Raw genomic sequence first — 15,359 nt, forward strand, 5'->3', positions numbered from 1 at the left:
CTGAGAAAATAGCTCGATGCCTGGTTAATTTTACTTACACAAAGCCCCCCTCCGAATCTTCCGAGGGGGGCTTTGTTCTTTCCCCCACTACCATCCCAATATTTACTCCGTCCTTACACGACACACCCTTTTATCCCCACAGCAGACGCTTTTTATCTTGATTTTTATACCCAATTGCCGTCTGTGTTCTTCACGTCAGGCTATTTCTCCTCCCCTTTGTGATCTTGCGGATAATCAACTCCCCATCTGGGCGGATTTCTGTGAATTATTTTATATCATATCTGGTCGATTGACCGTAATACGAGCGACTTTTTATTAACATCAACGTCCGAAAAAGAGCAAGCTTCAGTCGTAAGGATTCAGGTCAAAAAAACTTCAGTGGCGGCATCTGGTAAAATAAACGAATGAAAAAGCCCGCAGCCACCAGAAAGAAAGAAAAAACCCAAATCGAGCAGTTGAGCCAAGCTGAACTGGTGGAAATGGTACTGGGGCTGCAAACAATTATTGAAGAATTGCAAGAAAAACTAGCTATTGCTACAGGCAAAAGTCGAACCACCAGTCAAACCTCTTCAAAACCCCCATCAACGGATCTCATCCAGAAATCAGAGAAACCAACAGTCCAACCAGAAGCAGACCAAAAAAAGAAACCAGGTGGACAACCAGGTCATCAGGGATAAACCCGAAAAGGGTTTGGACGAGTAGACAGAACCGAAATTAGCTCACCGGAAATCTGCCTCAATTGTGGCAGTCAAGAATTAAGTGAAGTAATTAGGGCTTGCTGAATAGAACTCGAAGCTATGACTGCCAAGGGTTTCAAGCTTTTAACAAACAAAAAAATGCAAGGTTATGGCCTTTGTCGGCTCAAAATCCTTGGATTTCGGTGGAAAATTGTAGAGTAAATTTGGGAACCAATCTCCGAATCTCCCATTTTTCAAGCTGTTTGGCATCTAGATTCGATTTGTGGACTTTTTCAGTAAGCCCTAATTAACATCCACTCTCAGCAAGTAGCAACTCTAGTCGCGAAACCAATTGAAGTCGTCGAATATCAGACACAATCGTGTAAATGTCTCGAATGTGGTGCAGTAGTTAGAGGAGAACCACATCAAGGAGTGGTTCCAGGGCAAGACTTGAGCGTTAATCTCCAAGCATTATTAGTCTGGTTAGGAAATTATGGGCATCTTTCCTACGCCAAGCAGACTGAATTGTTGTGGGAACTCGGCAGGATAGAAGTGTCCGTAGGAACACTCCAAAAAACCAATCAACGAGTAGCAGCAGCAATCAAGCCAGCGATTAAAGCACTGTGGGAATGGGCCCCTGAGCAATCAAACGTTCATGTAGATGAAACCCCGGGAGTGTGTCATGGGAGTTAAAGAATGGCTGTGGACGGCTAGTGGAAAAGGATTCTGTTTATTTCATGGGCGTTGCTGAGTTAGAGTATGAATAGGAGGAATAATTTATGCAACGCAAGCGAATGTAAATCAACCCATATCCGTAAAAACGGCAAGAAGAAAGGAAAACAGAATCACATTTGTGTCCAATGTGGTCGTCAATTCATTAATCAGTATGAACCCCATCGAGGTCAAGCGCGAGAGCATCAAACGTGATTGCCTAAAAATGTACGTCAATGGTATGGGTTTACGGGCGATAGAACGAGTTAAGGGAGTTCATCATACCACGGTAATAAATTGGGTAAAACAAGTCGGAAAACTGTTACCAGATGTTTATGACCCTGAAGTCATTCCAGAGGTTGGTGAGCTTGATGAATTACAAACTTATGTAAAAAAAAACCGACAAAATCTGGTTATGGACAGCGGTTGACCACTTTCAACCAGGAATTTTAGGATGGGTCTTAGGAGATCATAGTGCTAAGACATTTGAACCATTATGGGACAAAGTAAGTGCATGGAACTGCTACTTTTATGTAACTGATGGATGGCCTGTATATCCCATATTTATTCCTGATTGGGATCAGATTATCAGTAAGACTTATATGACACGAGTAGAAGGAGAAAATACAAGACTAAGACATTATTTAGCCAGACTACATCGCAAGACTCTTTGTTATTCTAAATGTGAGAAAATGCTCAAGCATTCTATTAAGTTATTAATACATTACTTGAAATTTCACGATATTCCCATTCCTGGGGTATTCATACCTTGATTCAGCAACGCCTATTTCATGCTGCAGATACCAGGGGGCGCGTGGAACTAGAAACCATGCTGGGCAATGAATTTGCTGGAGTCTTAAGCTCAGATGATTTCAGTGTTTATAATGGCGTGAAAGTCGCAGCTCAACAGAAGTGTCTGGCCCATTTACGGCGGCATTTCAAGAAAGTGCTGGAACTTCCTGGTAGCAATAATGCAGCAGTCGCTCAAATATTTCTGTCATTAATTGATGAAGCTTTTATTGCCCATGAGTCGGGAGCGCAAAACCAAGGCTCGACTCACCTACGACTCGTGGGCAACTGATTTCAAAATACGCTTAAATCAAGCTTTGGCGACTTGGCCCGGCCTTGTGGGTTATGCCGCAGGTTTTTTGCTCAAATCCTTACGAGATAAGGCAGAACAATGGTGGTATTTTCTCAATGACCCCTCGGTTCCTCCGGATAATAATTTAGCAGAACGTTCTCTACTCCTCGGCTGTAACTAAGCGGAAAGTTTCTGGTGGCTCTCGTTCGATGCAGGGATTTGAGGAAACGGCTGATCTATTGAGTGTGATTCAAACTTGTCGTTTTCAAGCTCGTTCAGTAATGACTTTTTTCCGTGAGGCTATTTCTGCCCATTCTTGTGACTTGGCTCGGCCTGAACTCATTCCCATTTTTCAGACCTGAATCCTTACCTTCAGTCATCGCGTTCGATTGTCAAGGATCGAGCTATCGACGACTTTTTCTAAGCTGTCAAAACAAGAGTCATCTGATTGAAATTATCGCGTTTGTGGTATTGCTGAACTAGGGTGCGACCGAGTTGTCGTCATATTTTGAAAAATAACACTAATTTAACAGCAATATTATGCAATTCCCTGAATGTCAGTCTACTCATATCAATAATAACGGTCACAAAAAAGCTAATCAAATTATAGTTTTGTCAAATGTAAAAGACAATATATTGCTTGCGGAAGTCATTCTAAAATCTTAAATTCATAGTTATAGATGTCTGCAATTAGGTTGAAATATAAACTTAATCTACGTCTGCGATTTCAGTAATTTTCTTAAAGAATCCTAAAAATTTTCATTTTCTGATTGAGGCGTTCAATGACGATACGTTGGGTGGTCATAGTACGACTTCCAGAGGTAGAAATTTTGGTCAACAATCGGGGAATTTATGGATAAGCATTTGAGGGGATCGATGATGAATGGATAAATTTTCTGCAAATCAACGTCATCAGCGGAGTGCGACTTTCTCGAAAGTATTTGCGATTAATGCTGATTAAGAATTGGGGGCCGATTATTGTCATTTCCAGCGAACTCGGTAGTCAAGATTCCAGTAGAAATGATTCACTACGGAAGCTAGGGATTGTTATTCTGCCGGGGCCGAAGCCGATCTGGTACAATTTGAAGGGTTTTGCATCCAGGGTATTTCAGAAGTCTGCATCAAGTCGAGGCGAGATTTGAAAATTTCAATGCACACGATCGCATCAAGGCTATCTGTTGACTTCGATAAGTTACTGGTGGCGGGTGCACAGGAACATTTCACCAATAAACTCAATCAACCATTTTGCTACAGACACAGTACAGCAATCCGGTGCAGCACATCCCCCAGCCAAAGCGTTCCCTGGTGAAGAGTTTCGCCATTAGATTAAATTTACCCGCACAATTGCCATCCCTGGCTCGATCGCCAAAGATAAAATTTTTCCGGGGAAAACTTGCTATTTAATGAATAAGACTTTAAAATCCAGCAATGTAAATCAAAATCTCAACAAGCAGCCCCTGCAAGCACAAACCCGAAATGAGTGGAAAGTGCCAAAAAGCTGGAAAAATTACCTTTTTTAACTCTTTCAACAGCAAAGCACAGAAAAACCCAGGGATCGACGCTCTGCATCTTGGAACGAATGCTTTGCTCGCAATACTACAAATGTATCAAATAATTGTCTGCCCAAACTCAGCCGCAACTGATGCCTAGCCCAAACGCTTGCTGCGTAAGGTTTCAGTTACTAATGAGGCTGATTTTATTGTCATTAACTACTTGAGGATTCGATCGCATGGTTTCGATTTCTACAACTCAGTCCGACGCGATCCCAGTGTCTGCGCCAGGGGTAACGGCCCCAACCCAAAGCAGCACGGCGACAGCAACAGGAGTGTGCGTGACGGTTCACGGTCACTTTTACCAACCGCCCCGAGAAAACCCTTACCTGGATGCGATCGAACGCCAAGCCAGCGCCGAACCCTCCCACGACTGGAACGAACGCATCGATCGCGAGTGCTACCGCCCCAACGCCTTTGCGCGCATACTCAACGACCGAGGAGAAGTCGCAGGGATCGTCAACAACTACGAATATCTCAGCTTCAACATCGGCCCGACGTTGATGAGTTGGCTGGAACGCTACGATTCGGAAGTTTACCAGCGGATTCTGGAAGCCGATCGCAAAAGCTGTCAGCGCCTGTCCGGTCACGGTAACGCGATCGCCCAAGTATACAATCACATCATCATGCCACTGGCGAACGAGCGAGACAAATATACCCAAATTCGCTGGGGAATCGCAGATTTTCGATCCAGATTCGATCGCGATCCCGAAGGAATGTGGCTCGCCGAAACCGCCGTAGACTACGCCACCCTCGAAGCTTTAGTGGCCCAAGGCATCCGCTTCATTGTCTTAGCCCCCTCCCAAGCCGAACGCTGCCGCCCGCTAATCGGGCAAAACCAAGCAGCAGGGGCAGAAGCTGATGGCGAATGGCACGAAGTAGGCGGCGGTCAAATCGATCCGACTCGTCCCTACCGCTGCTATTTAAAGCCGGAAATACGGTTGATGGCTGACCTCCAACTTTCGCCGCTGAGTTCTCACTCCTTGGGCCGCAGAGACGGCCAGCCTTCGGCAGCCCCAACGCCCAACAGTCCCTACATCGATATCTTTTTCTACGACGGCCCGATCTCGCGGGATATGGGCTTCAATGACGTTCTCAGCAGCAGCAACCACTTGGCGGGGCGCTTGGGCCAAGCAGTGCGGGGAGACCACCGACCGGCCCAATTAATCTCCGTGGCGACAGACGGCGAAACTTTCGGCCATCACAAAAACAGTACCGAAAAATGCCTCGCCTACGCCTTCACAGAAGAGTTTCCCCAGCGCGGCTGGACAGTGACGAATTTTGCTCATTACTTAAGTCAAAATCCGAGCACTTGGGAAGTGGAACTCAAACCGGTGACGGCTTGGAGTTGCTCTCACGGGGTCGATCGCTGGCAAGATGATTGTGGCTGCGGTGGCGGTGGCGGGTGGCATCTCCTGTGGCGCAGGCCTTTGCGGGATACTTTAAATTGGCTGCGCGATCGATTGATTCCGATTTATGAGGAAGCGGGGCGCAAGCTGTTTCGCGATCCGTGGAAGGCCAGAGATGAATATATTGATGTGATTCGCGATCGATCGCCGGCTAACGTTGAGAGTTTCCTCGATCGCCATCAACTTCGCGAACTTGATGCAGCCGAACAGGTGGACGCGCTACGGTTGCTGGAAATGCAGCGCCACACTTTGTTAATGTTTACTAGCTGCGGCTGGTTTTTTGAGGAAATATCTCGCCCCGAAGGCGTGCAAATTTTGCGCTACGCGGCCCGGGCGCTGGAATTGGCGGGGGAAGTTACGGGCGTACAGCTAGAACAGGATTTTATCGATCGGCTGGCCCTGATTCCTAGCAACGTTGACTGTTTCAAAACAGGGGCCGAAGTTTACCGCCAACAGGTAACAACTGCCCAAGTTAGCCTCAGACAAGTAGCAGCCCACTACGCCATTAGTTCTCTGTTTGCCAAATATCCCCGCCAACAGCGAGTTTACTGCTATCAGGCCCAGCAAGAAGATTTCCAAATTCAGCGCATGGGCTCGATGACTCTGGCTGTGGGTCAATTGCAGTTAACCTCGGAAATTACGAGGGAAACAGAGGTTTTTGTGTTTGCTGCGTTCCACCTCGGGGGCTGGGACTTCCACTGCTGCATTCAGCCTTTTGGCAGCCGCCGGTCTTACACGATGCTGAAAGACCGGTTGTTTGGAGTTCTGCAAGAAGCTTCGGCGGCCCACGCGATTCTGGAAATGGTGCGGTTGTTTGGGGATCAGTCGTTTAGCTTGCGGGATTTGTTCGCTGAGGAACGCCACCGGATCGTGCAGTTGCTGAGTCAGGAAAATTTGACTCGCTTGGATCAGCTTTACACTCAGGTTTACCGGGAAAATTACGGGGTGATGATGGCTTTCCACCGCGACGAGTTGCCGGTGCCGGTAGAGTTGCAGGTGGCTGCTGAGGTGGCTTTGGGACACCGCTGTTTGACGGCGGCGAAGGCTTTGGAACTGGAAACCGAGGACGCGGAGTCGCTGTTGGCGGAAATTGAGGCGATCGCCACTGAAGCCGGCCACCTCCGCTGTCGGTTGAAGGTTCCCGAAGTTAAGGAAATTTTGGAAAAGCTGATTTGGCGCACTCTTGACGCGCTGCTGCAAGCTGCAACGGGCGATCTGGAACGCTCCCCTGTTGAGCTAGAACTTGAGATCGGCACGATCGACCGTTTGATTGCTGTGGGCGATCGGCTGAGTTTGGGTTTGTGTTTGGACAAATCGCAAGAACTGTATTTCGATTCTCTCTACAGTCAAATAGTGCCTCTGTGTTTGGGCTGCCTGCAACGGCAAGCTGTGGCACAGGAGGAAAACAAGGTGGATGTCGTTGCCTTGGATATCGCCCGTTCAGACGGCGGCTGGGAGCTGTCTTCGATTCGGCAGTTGCTGGAGTTGGGTCAAACTCTGGCGGTTGATGTTGAGTGTTGGTTGAACCAGTTAATACCTTTTTAGATTTGAGATTGGGGCATTGCAGATTGAAGAATTGGCAACGATCCCCGCCAACAATGGTATTAAATGCCGATCGGGCGACAGGGCTTCAATCCAGAGCCGATCGGCACTGAAGCCGTCCTCGGTTCGCGACTGGCGATCGAAGTACCCACAGACAACCGCTAACTTTATTTAAGTTTTCGCTCTAGTTGTGTGGGAAGATAAAAAGACTGTACCCAAACCGTACAGGTGTTCTGCACTTGCACGGTTTGTAGAGTTTTGTAGAGAGAACACTAATTTTAAATTTATGAAAGTTGGCGATCGCGTTTGCGTTAAAAACTCTGTTGTTGTCTACCACCACCCTCAAAATCGCAGTCAACCATTTGAGATTAAGGGTATGGAAGGAGAAGTCGTGGCGATCGTTCACGAATGGCACGGCAGACCAGTCAGTGCCAATTGGCCTGTTTTAGTTCAGTTTGACAAAAAATTTCGAGCTCACTTCAAAGAAGATGAAGTCGAATTAATATCTTCGGAAGTCTAGCACTCTCAAAAACAGCGCCGGAGCCCAAAGGCAATCTCATACCATTTTAGATTTTAGATTGTAAATTTTAGATTGGGAATGACTGATGAGATAAGGGTTTGGAGATATTCTCAAGCTGCATTGCTGTTGGCAACTAATATCCAATCCGATAATATAACCATAAGAGAATTTGTAGTGAAGACTTCTGTTGTTTCTCTGGCTTTTAGTCAGTCGGCAGGACTAAAGTCCTTACTGCAAACCCTCTTTTTTGTTGCATTCTTAATTTTGCGATCGTCGGCGACAGAACCAACCGAAAATGTTAAAATCTCCCTGCATTTTCTGCAATTCCTGCTGATGCTGCTTGGCTGTAGCGTAGTACCACTGACAGTGACGTTCGAGTTCTTCGCGGTACTTAATTTCGGCGTAAAACTCGCGAACAATTTGCTTCTGTTGGAAAATTTCGGCTGCTGGGGTCGATTCTGGGACAACGTTTTGCAACTCGTGGGGCAACATGATTGTTTGGGGGCGACTGTGGCAAATATTGGCTGTAATGACTTTAAGCTAACACAATAAATCAGAGAATTGTGAGATTTTAGATTTTATACCAATTATTCAAACTCATCTAATAGTCCCAAACAATCTTAAAATTATCTGCGTTGCATCTGTGTTGCATCTGCCTCAATCGGCGGTTTCCCTATCAATTAAATTATCAATTGCATTACTTTAAATTATTCCATCTAAAATCAAAAATTTCAGATCTAAAATTCTGTTAAAGCCATCCGCGCAGGCGATAAACAATTAAGCCGATGTATTCTTTCAAAGCTTTATTAGACTGATTTAGATAATAGGTATCTGGCAATAAATCCAGTGCGACTGCTTGCCAGCTATTTTGAGATTCTGCGATATTCTGCTGCGTTATCTGAAAGTCGGTTGGCGCTGCAATTACTTTTATTCCCAGACGCTTAAAAATTAAGAGCGATCGAGTCATGTGCATCGCCGATGTCACTAGCAAAACCGACCCTTTTATGCCTTTATTATCTAAGATTTGCCGCACGTTGACGGCATTTTGATAAGTGTTGTGCGAATCGGGGTCTTGCAGAATTGCTGATGCTGGTACGCCCATTGTTTGAGCAATTTCTGCCATGTCTGCCGATTCTGGAGAACCCCCGCCTTTCCAGTCTACTCTACCGCCGCTGAGCACTAACAGGGGAGCTTTGCCTTGACGGTAAAGTCGGGAAGCGTAGATAATTCGATCGCCCGCTTCCCCCAATTCTACCCAAGGGCGGGGAGGTAAAGCTGCTTTGACACCGCCGCCCAAGACGATTATCGCGGATGCTTGGGGGAGTTCGGCGGTGGGTAAATTTTGCCATTCGAGCGATCGAACTAAGGATTTTGACACCCAACCGCTACTTCCGAGCAGTAAAATAATTAGTGCCCCAGCCATTAGCGGTGCTGCCCATTTGGGACGCTTCCAAAGCGCGATTAAAGCCGCCATCATTAACAAGCAACTCAACCCCAAAGGATAAATAAACAGCGGCAGCAACTTAGATAAAAATACAAACATTCAACAAATAATTAAAAGCGCTTCATAGTCTGTCTTTGGATCAAGCGTGACAAATGTTAATTCATACTCAACTTTAGCAACGCCGAATTTTGAACGCTTTAACTTAAAGCTCAAAACTCAATACTAAAAACTTTTTTATGTGCTAGCGGCGGTCTTCTGTTTTCGACAGCCAATCAAACAGTGAAGTAGCTTCGCGCCGGGAGCTTTTGATATATCTATTGCCGCCCGTTTCCACTACTTCTTTATTGAGTATAGCGTCCGAGGTTTTATCCTTAGAACCTGTATTGGGGTTGAGTAGTAATTCGTTGTGCCACCAAGCGACAGTTAAACCTGCTGCTACCCCGCCGAGGACACCAAGGCCGAGACTCACCGGCAGGGTACATCCGACTAAGCGAAACCCAACGGTAAATAACACAAACCATATCAGCGCGGGGCTAAACCCTTTGGAGTCTCCGGTAAATTTTGGCATGAGCTGCAAGTTGTGTTTGTAATAGTACAGAAAGATATTGACAATATTAGCAGATAGGTAAGATTGGCAAGGGCGATCGCGCTGCAACTACTCCCCACAAATCAAGTTTAATTGTACCTCTAAATCTTGCGCGGTATCTATAATGTTTACAGAAATTTGCTCAATTTCTGTAAAAGCTTCTGCTTCTGCTTGCTGCGAGCTCAATAGTTCTGCTGTCGCGTCGGCAATATCGCCCCGGCGCTGTTGCAGCCGTTCTCGCAATACAGCAATTGGTGCGGTGCAGTAAATGATTTGCCAGGACAAGCCGTGGGATTGAGCCAGATTAATCGCATCGCTTCTCAATTTTTGGCGATCGAACTTAGCATCTAAAATCACATTCCAACCTCGGTCGGCCAGAATTATCCCCAACTCTAACAATCTACCATAAGTCTGCGCCGTCATTTCATCCGAATACAAATCTTGCCCGCCGCGTTCATTTAAATAAATTCCGCCTAAATGTTTGCGAACAGCATCGGAACGAATCTGAATTGCCCCAGTGCGGTGAGCCAAATATCGAGCTGCTGTACTCTTGCCAGAGCCCGATAAACCGGACATCAAAGTTAACTTTCCCCGGCGCGGTTTTGTGTATTGCCAAGCCAGTTTATAGTAATGAGCTGCCGTCTGTGAAATCTCTGCTTTTTGGGTAGTTGAAATAGCGGCATCGTCCAACATTAAGGAAGTTACTTTTGCTCTAACATAAGCTTGACGGCTCAAATACAGAGGCAACAGTTGCAGTCCTTCCCAATCCCCTGTTTGTTCGATGTAAGTATTGAGAAAAGCATTGCCTAAGTCGCTGCGCCCCCGCCCTTCCAAATCCATTACTGTAAAAGCGACATCGTACATGACATCAACAAAGCGAAAAGGCTCGTTAAATTCAATGCAGTCGAACAGTAATATTTTATCTTGCCAGAATGCTATATTCCGCAAGTGCAAATCTCCGTGGCACTCGCGAATTTTATTATTGGCAACCCGCAAGTTAAATAAGTCTTTATTTCTCGCAAAAAACGTATCCGTATAATCTTTAGTTTCCTGAAATTGAGTCTGAGTCTGGGGCCCGCCGATATATTTTTGCGAAATCAGGTAATTGTTGTTTATTGCTGTGCAAATCTGACTGACTTCGCCAAATGTGCGAATGTAGCTATTACTAATTGCCCTGCTGTGAAAGTTGGCAACTTCCCGCCCTAAGTCTGCCATAAGTTGCTGGGTCAACAGTCCGCGTTCCAACAAACTAAGCAACAGCGAATCTTGAGGAAATTCCCGCATTTTCAGCGCGTATTCTACAGCAAATTCAGCCGGAGTTATCTCCGCTGAATCGCTTACAAATTTAAACAAATCGCCCCTTTGAACAATTGACAAAACTTCTTGATAAATTTCCGGTGCAGTGCGTCGGTTCAGCAGCAATTCTTGGGTGCAAAAATGCTGTCTTTTCTCTAAAGTGGAATAGTCCATAAAGCCAAAGTTGACTGGCTTTTTGATTTTGTAAGTATAATCTCCGGTTAGCAAAACAAAGGAAGCATGAGTTTGAATTAGCTGCACCGGTTCTGTGACACTGTGCGGGTAAAACCCCGGCTGCAACATTTGCTGAATCAGAGGTGGGAGGTAAGACATATCGATTTTAAATTTTAAATTTTAGATTGTGGATTTTAGATCTTAGATTTTAGATTGTGGATTAGAAATTTGTGATTTGTGGATTGTGGGTTTAATTTTTTGGATTTATGATTTTTAATTTTGAATTTTGGATGTTGACTTTTATCCGATTTATTATAGAGTTGATAGTTAGTGTAAACCAAAAAGTAACAATGACAGAAAATAATCAAAATTCCGGTTCTGTGGATGTGTTTGGCGTGGGCAATGCCCTTGTAGACATCTTAGCATTGGTGGAAGATGAATTTGTCCTCAAGCACGGGCTGAATCGCGGTGGGATGACGCTGATGGATTCGGCAACGCAGGGGGGGATTTTGCACGATTTGGAGCAGGTTTCGCTGCAAATGCGATCGGGGGGTTCTGCGGCAAATACGATGATTGGTTTGGCTCAGAGCGGCGGTAAAGGCTATTATTCTGGGAAGGTTGCTAAGGATACTAACGGGGAATTTTACCGGCAAGATTTGCTGGAGGCGGGGATTGATTTTAATGTGCATCCTGCTGAGTCTAACGGGCCTACGGGTACTTGTGTCGTGTTGACTACGCCGGATGCGGAACGCACTCTGTGTACGAATTTGGGGGTTTCTACTACTCTGGCGGCGACTGATATTGATGTCGATCGCCTGTCTCACTGCAAGTACAGTTATGTTGAGGGTTATCTTTGGGATGCTCCCGATCCGAGAAAGGCTAGTATTGAGACGATGGAACAGTCTAAGCGTCTGGGCGTGAAGGTAGCTTTTACTTTTTCGGATGGCTTTTTGGTCGATCGATTTTCCGATGATTTTCACAAGGTGGTTTCGGAATATTGCGATGTGATTTTTTGCAATGCTGATGAAGTTCGTAGCTTTTTTAAGGAGGAATCTTTAGAAGAATGCGCCCGGAAGATGAGCGAAATTTCGGATTTGGCTTTGATCACAAATGGGGACAAAGGCTGCATGGTGGTGGAAAATAAACAGATTGTGGATGTGGCTGGATTTCCCGTAAAGGCGATCGATACTGTGGGTGCTGGTGATGCTTTTGCCGGCGGTGTTTTGTTTGGGCTTACTAATGGTTTGAGTGCTACAAAAGCGGCTCGTTGGGGCAATTATTTGGCTTCTCTGGTGGTGCAGATTCACGGCCCTCGGCTGGAGGGTTCTCAGGCTCATTTGCTGAATCAGGTGATTTCTGGTTAGTAATTGAAAATGGGCGATCGCACTTTTTGTCGTTAAGGGCGATCGCACTTTTTGTCGTCAAGGGCGATCGCACTTTTTAGCAACCGCAGATGAAGGCAGATGAACGGGGATGAACCCAGATGTTAGAAGATTATGCTAAAATCAATCAAAATTTAACTAATCGTACCTCCTATGGTAACAACCACATTGACTCCTCCTCAGCAAAGTAGCGAGGAAAAATTAATTACTTTGACAGGCATTAAATGGCAAACATTTAAAGCGATAATGTCTGATGTCGGCGACGGTAGAGCGTGGAGAATTGCTTATGCTGAAGGGGTTTTAGAAATCAGAATGCCACTCACAGAACATGAAGAACCCAAGGGAATGATTGAAAGCTTTGTGGAAGCTTTCGCAGACGCACTAGATATCGAGGTAAGAAAGCTCGGTGCTCTTACTTTGGAACGGGAAGATTTAACTCGTGCGATTGAACCGGATAGCTGCTTTTACGTTCAAAATGAATCTGTAGTTAGAGGTAAAAGTATCGATTTGCAGGTAGATCCGCCACCGGATTTAGTAGTAGAATCAGACTACACGAGTTCTTCTTTGAATAAGTTTTCAATCTATGCTGCTCTGGGCGTGCCTGAAATTTGGAGATATCGCAACCAATGTCTTGTAGTTTATCAATTGGTTGAGGGGAATTACGAAGAGAGGGAGAACAGTTTGGCTTTTCCGTTTTTGCCGATCGCAGAAATTCCGGGTTTGATAGAGCAAAGTAAAAGTATTGGACAAAGGGCGGCGGTGCGTTTGTTTCGGGAAAGAGTTAGGGAAATATTGGCGCAGTGATGGTGGTTATTTCTTAACCGCAGGTGAATGCGGATGGATGAAAGGGCACACTTCGTCTGTTTTTGCTAAAATTAAATATCTTTAAATATTATCAATTAGGAGCCTTTGACGCTTTATGTCTAAGCAATCAGTCATCACAAAGTATATTGAAATTACACCGGGAGTGCTTGGTGGTAAACCACGCATTGCAGGTCATCGAATTTCTGTAGCACATATCGCCCAAATGTATCTTAATATGGGAGAGTCGATCGAAGAAATCGCTAGGGACTATAATTTGTCGCCGGCTTCGGTTCATGCGGCCATGACTTACTATTACGATAATCGAGGAGAAATTGACCGCCGCACTGCTGAATCAGATGCTTTTGTTGAAGAGTTGAAGCGTCAGAGCCCACCTTCTCGTTTGCAGGAAAAGCTGAGGGAAATTAGAGGTGAGTGAACGCATCCGCTTTCATTTAGATGAGAATGTTAAATCGGCTGTGGCGCGAGAGTTGCGTAGACGATTAATTGATGTTACAACAACTATTGAGGCGGGATTGCTTGCTCAGACTGATGAATCGCAGTTAGCATTTATCTGCGAACAAAAGCGGGTGATTATGACTCACGATGATGATTTTTTAACGATTGCTAGTCTTAGCAGCGAGCATCCAGGTATTGCTTATTGTAAGCAAGGGACTCGTTCGATCGGACAAATCATTGAAGCTCTGGTTTTGATTTATGAAGTGTACACGCCTGACGAAATGGTTGGGCGTGTTGAGTTTTTGTGAGAAATGGCAAAGGGCGATCGCTCTTTTTGTCGTAAAGGGCGATCGCCCTTTTTAGCAACTGCAGATAAACGCAATGGATCGGGATAGATAAAAACGCGATTTATCTGTATTATGACTTACGCATAGGGCCCAGAAACCGGGTTTTTGCGAAAACAATTCGCCGAAGCCCAAAGATTCGGTAAAAACCCGGTTTCTTAGTCGGATCGCACAAGTGCTGCAATACTTATTCTTATGTTGGCTAGTTGTTGAATAGACATCATACCGTTATGGGTCCGACCACCAATTACCCATGTAGGATAGCTAGAAACCCCAGCCCTGGCTGCCGAACCCAATTGCACAGATGCCTCGATCCAGTCCGTGCGATCGATCTAGACTTTGAAGAAAATGCTAGCATTCAGGGCATCTTGAGCTACCCCAGAGACTATACCCAAATAATTATCACCCGCTTTGATAGCCGTAGAAGCCACAGGTGCCGCGCGGTCAAGCTGCAAATTCACACGCTCAAAAGTCAGAGCAGAAAATGTGAGTCCTTCGCTCAAACCAATTGAATCTCCAGGGCGGAAGTCCGCAATCACATCTGTTTGATTAATCGGAGTTGAATCTTCATCTACGGCTAAGAAGAAAGCATCATTGCCATCACCGCCTGTGAGAATGTCTTGGCCGCGATCGCCTATGAGTATATCGTCGCCAGCACCGCCATTGAGAGTATCATTTCCCTTGCCGCCCCGTATAACATCATTGCCCTCTCCTCCTATTAGGCTGTCATTGTCATTATTGCCGCTGAGAAAGTCGTTACCAGCACCGCCATCAATGCTATCGGAGCCTTTTCCGCCCAACAAAATGTCGTTGCCACCCAGTCCGTTAAGTGTATCAGCACCTTGATTACCACTGAAGATTTCATCGTTATTCGTACCTGTTAAAGAGTCATTTCCCGATAGGGCTACGATTCCTTTGCCCATCGCCTCTGGCGGTATAACAGTATCAGCATTGTCTGTGAAGAAGTAAAATCCAGGCCCGCTAAGATTTTGTGGCAGTCCCGTCGGTTCGCCGCCGTCTGTGGCATTGGGTTTGGGTGAAAAGATGGATACTAACGGTGCAGGTGTCGGTGTTGGAGTTGGAGTTGTTGGAGTCGGAGCTGTTGGAGTTGGAGTCGGAGTCGGAGTTGTTGGAGTTGGAGTTGGAGTCGGAGTTGTTGGAGTTATTGGAATTGGAGTCGGAGTCGGAGTTGTTGGAGTCGGAGTCGGAGTTGTTGGAGTCGGAGTCGGAGTTGTTGGAGTCGGAGTCGGAGTTGTTGGAGTTGGAGTCGGAGTTGTTGGAGTCGGAGTTGTTGGAGTCGGAGTCGGAGTTGTTGGAGTCGGAGTTGTTGGAGTCGGAGTCGGAGTTGTTGGAGTTATTGGAATTGGAGTCGGAGTCGGAGTT

13 protein-coding genes and 2 pseudogenes are annotated in these 15,359 nt (G+C 45.8%); 10 read left to right on the forward strand and 5 right to left on the reverse strand.

The window, feature by feature from the left end:
* Nucleotides 1-404: 404 nt before the first annotated feature.
* From QT998_RS19265 to QT998_RS19295, 6 genes and pseudogenes are all read left to right on the forward strand, one after another.
* On the forward strand, nt 405-677 hold the full coding sequence (locus QT998_RS19265) for a DUF6444 domain-containing protein (protein ID WP_333117106.1): 273 nt from the start codon (nt 405-407) through the stop codon (nt 675-677).
* Between the two features lie 432 nt (nt 678-1,109).
* A complete protein-coding gene (locus QT998_RS19270) occupies nt 1,110-1,370 on the forward strand; it encodes an IS66 family transposase (protein WP_333117108.1) in 261 nt (86 codons plus the stop codon).
* Between the two features lie 66 nt (nt 1,371-1,436).
* Nucleotides 1,437-2,161: pseudogene (locus QT998_RS19275) on the forward strand (IS1 family transposase).
* A gap of 11 nt (nt 2,162-2,172) precedes the next feature.
* Nucleotides 2,173-2,831, forward strand: a pseudogene (locus QT998_RS19280) (IS66 family transposase); the annotation flags it as partial.
* Between the two features lie 1,367 nt (nt 2,832-4,198).
* Nucleotides 4,199-6,973 (forward strand): DUF3536 domain-containing protein, encoded by a 2,775-nt coding sequence (locus tag QT998_RS19290; RefSeq protein WP_333117112.1) that lies wholly within the window; start codon nt 4,199-4,201, stop codon nt 6,971-6,973.
* A gap of 283 nt (nt 6,974-7,256) precedes the next feature.
* Nucleotides 7,257-7,490 carry a ferredoxin-thioredoxin reductase variable chain gene (locus tag QT998_RS19295; RefSeq protein ID WP_194010886.1) on the forward strand — a complete coding sequence of 78 codons (234 nt, stop codon included), beginning with the start codon at nt 7,257-7,259 and terminating at the stop codon, nt 7,488-7,490.
* Nucleotides 7,491-7,748: 258 nt separating this feature from the next.
* On the opposite strand, the gene QT998_RS19300 is transcribed toward QT998_RS19295, so the two are convergent.
* The 4 genes from QT998_RS19300 to QT998_RS19315 form a co-directional block, all read right to left on the reverse strand.
* Nucleotides 7,749-7,982 carry a hypothetical protein gene (locus QT998_RS19300; RefSeq protein WP_333092305.1) on the reverse strand — a complete coding sequence of 78 codons (234 nt, stop codon included), beginning with the start codon at nt 7,980-7,982 and terminating at the stop codon, nt 7,749-7,751.
* 256 nt (nt 7,983-8,238) lie between these two features.
* Nucleotides 8,239-9,033 carry a YdcF family protein gene (locus tag QT998_RS19305; RefSeq protein WP_333117113.1) on the reverse strand — a complete coding sequence of 265 codons (795 nt, stop codon included), beginning with the start codon at nt 9,031-9,033 and terminating at the stop codon, nt 8,239-8,241.
* Between the two features lie 142 nt (nt 9,034-9,175).
* Entirely contained in the window at nt 9,176-9,502 is a 327-nt protein-coding gene (locus QT998_RS19310; RefSeq protein ID WP_194070975.1) for a hypothetical protein, read from the reverse strand.
* Nucleotides 9,503-9,589: 87 nt separating this feature from the next.
* Nucleotides 9,590-11,149, reverse strand: coding sequence for a bifunctional aminoglycoside phosphotransferase/ATP-binding protein (locus QT998_RS19315; RefSeq protein WP_333117114.1), 1,560 nt, complete (start codon nt 11,147-11,149; stop codon nt 9,590-9,592).
* 191 nt (nt 11,150-11,340) lie between these two features.
* Between QT998_RS19315 and QT998_RS19320 the strand changes: the two genes are divergently transcribed.
* The 4 genes from QT998_RS19320 (at nt 11,341) to QT998_RS19335 (ending at nt 13,940) form a co-directional block, all read left to right on the forward strand.
* Nucleotides 11,341-12,354 carry an adenosine kinase gene (locus QT998_RS19320; RefSeq protein ID WP_333092308.1) on the forward strand — a complete coding sequence of 338 codons (1,014 nt, stop codon included), beginning with the start codon at nt 11,341-11,343 and terminating at the stop codon, nt 12,352-12,354.
* Between the two features lie 171 nt (nt 12,355-12,525).
* On the forward strand, nt 12,526-13,176 hold the full coding sequence (locus QT998_RS19325) for a Uma2 family endonuclease (protein ID WP_333092309.1): 651 nt from the start codon (nt 12,526-12,528) through the stop codon (nt 13,174-13,176).
* A 115-nt stretch (nt 13,177-13,291) separates the two neighbouring features.
* Nucleotides 13,292-13,612, forward strand: coding sequence for a DUF433 domain-containing protein (locus QT998_RS19330; RefSeq protein WP_194061872.1), 321 nt, complete (start codon nt 13,292-13,294; stop codon nt 13,610-13,612).
* Nucleotides 13,605-13,940, forward strand: coding sequence for a DUF5615 family PIN-like protein (locus QT998_RS19335; protein ID WP_333092311.1), 336 nt, complete (start codon nt 13,605-13,607; stop codon nt 13,938-13,940). The genes QT998_RS19330 and QT998_RS19335 overlap by 8 nt, the downstream gene beginning before the upstream one ends.
* A gap of 368 nt (nt 13,941-14,308) precedes the next feature.
* Here the strand turns inward: QT998_RS19335 and QT998_RS19340 are convergent.
* A partial coding sequence (locus tag QT998_RS19340; RefSeq protein WP_333117117.1) for a calcium-binding protein occupies nt 14,309-15,359 on the reverse strand: 1,051 nt, incomplete at its 5' end.

Origin of the sequence: Microcoleus sp. S1D4, from assembly GCF_036700765.1 — a bacterium.
In the GTDB taxonomy this organism is placed as follows: domain Bacteria; phylum Cyanobacteriota; class Cyanobacteriia; order Cyanobacteriales; family Microcoleaceae; genus Microcoleus.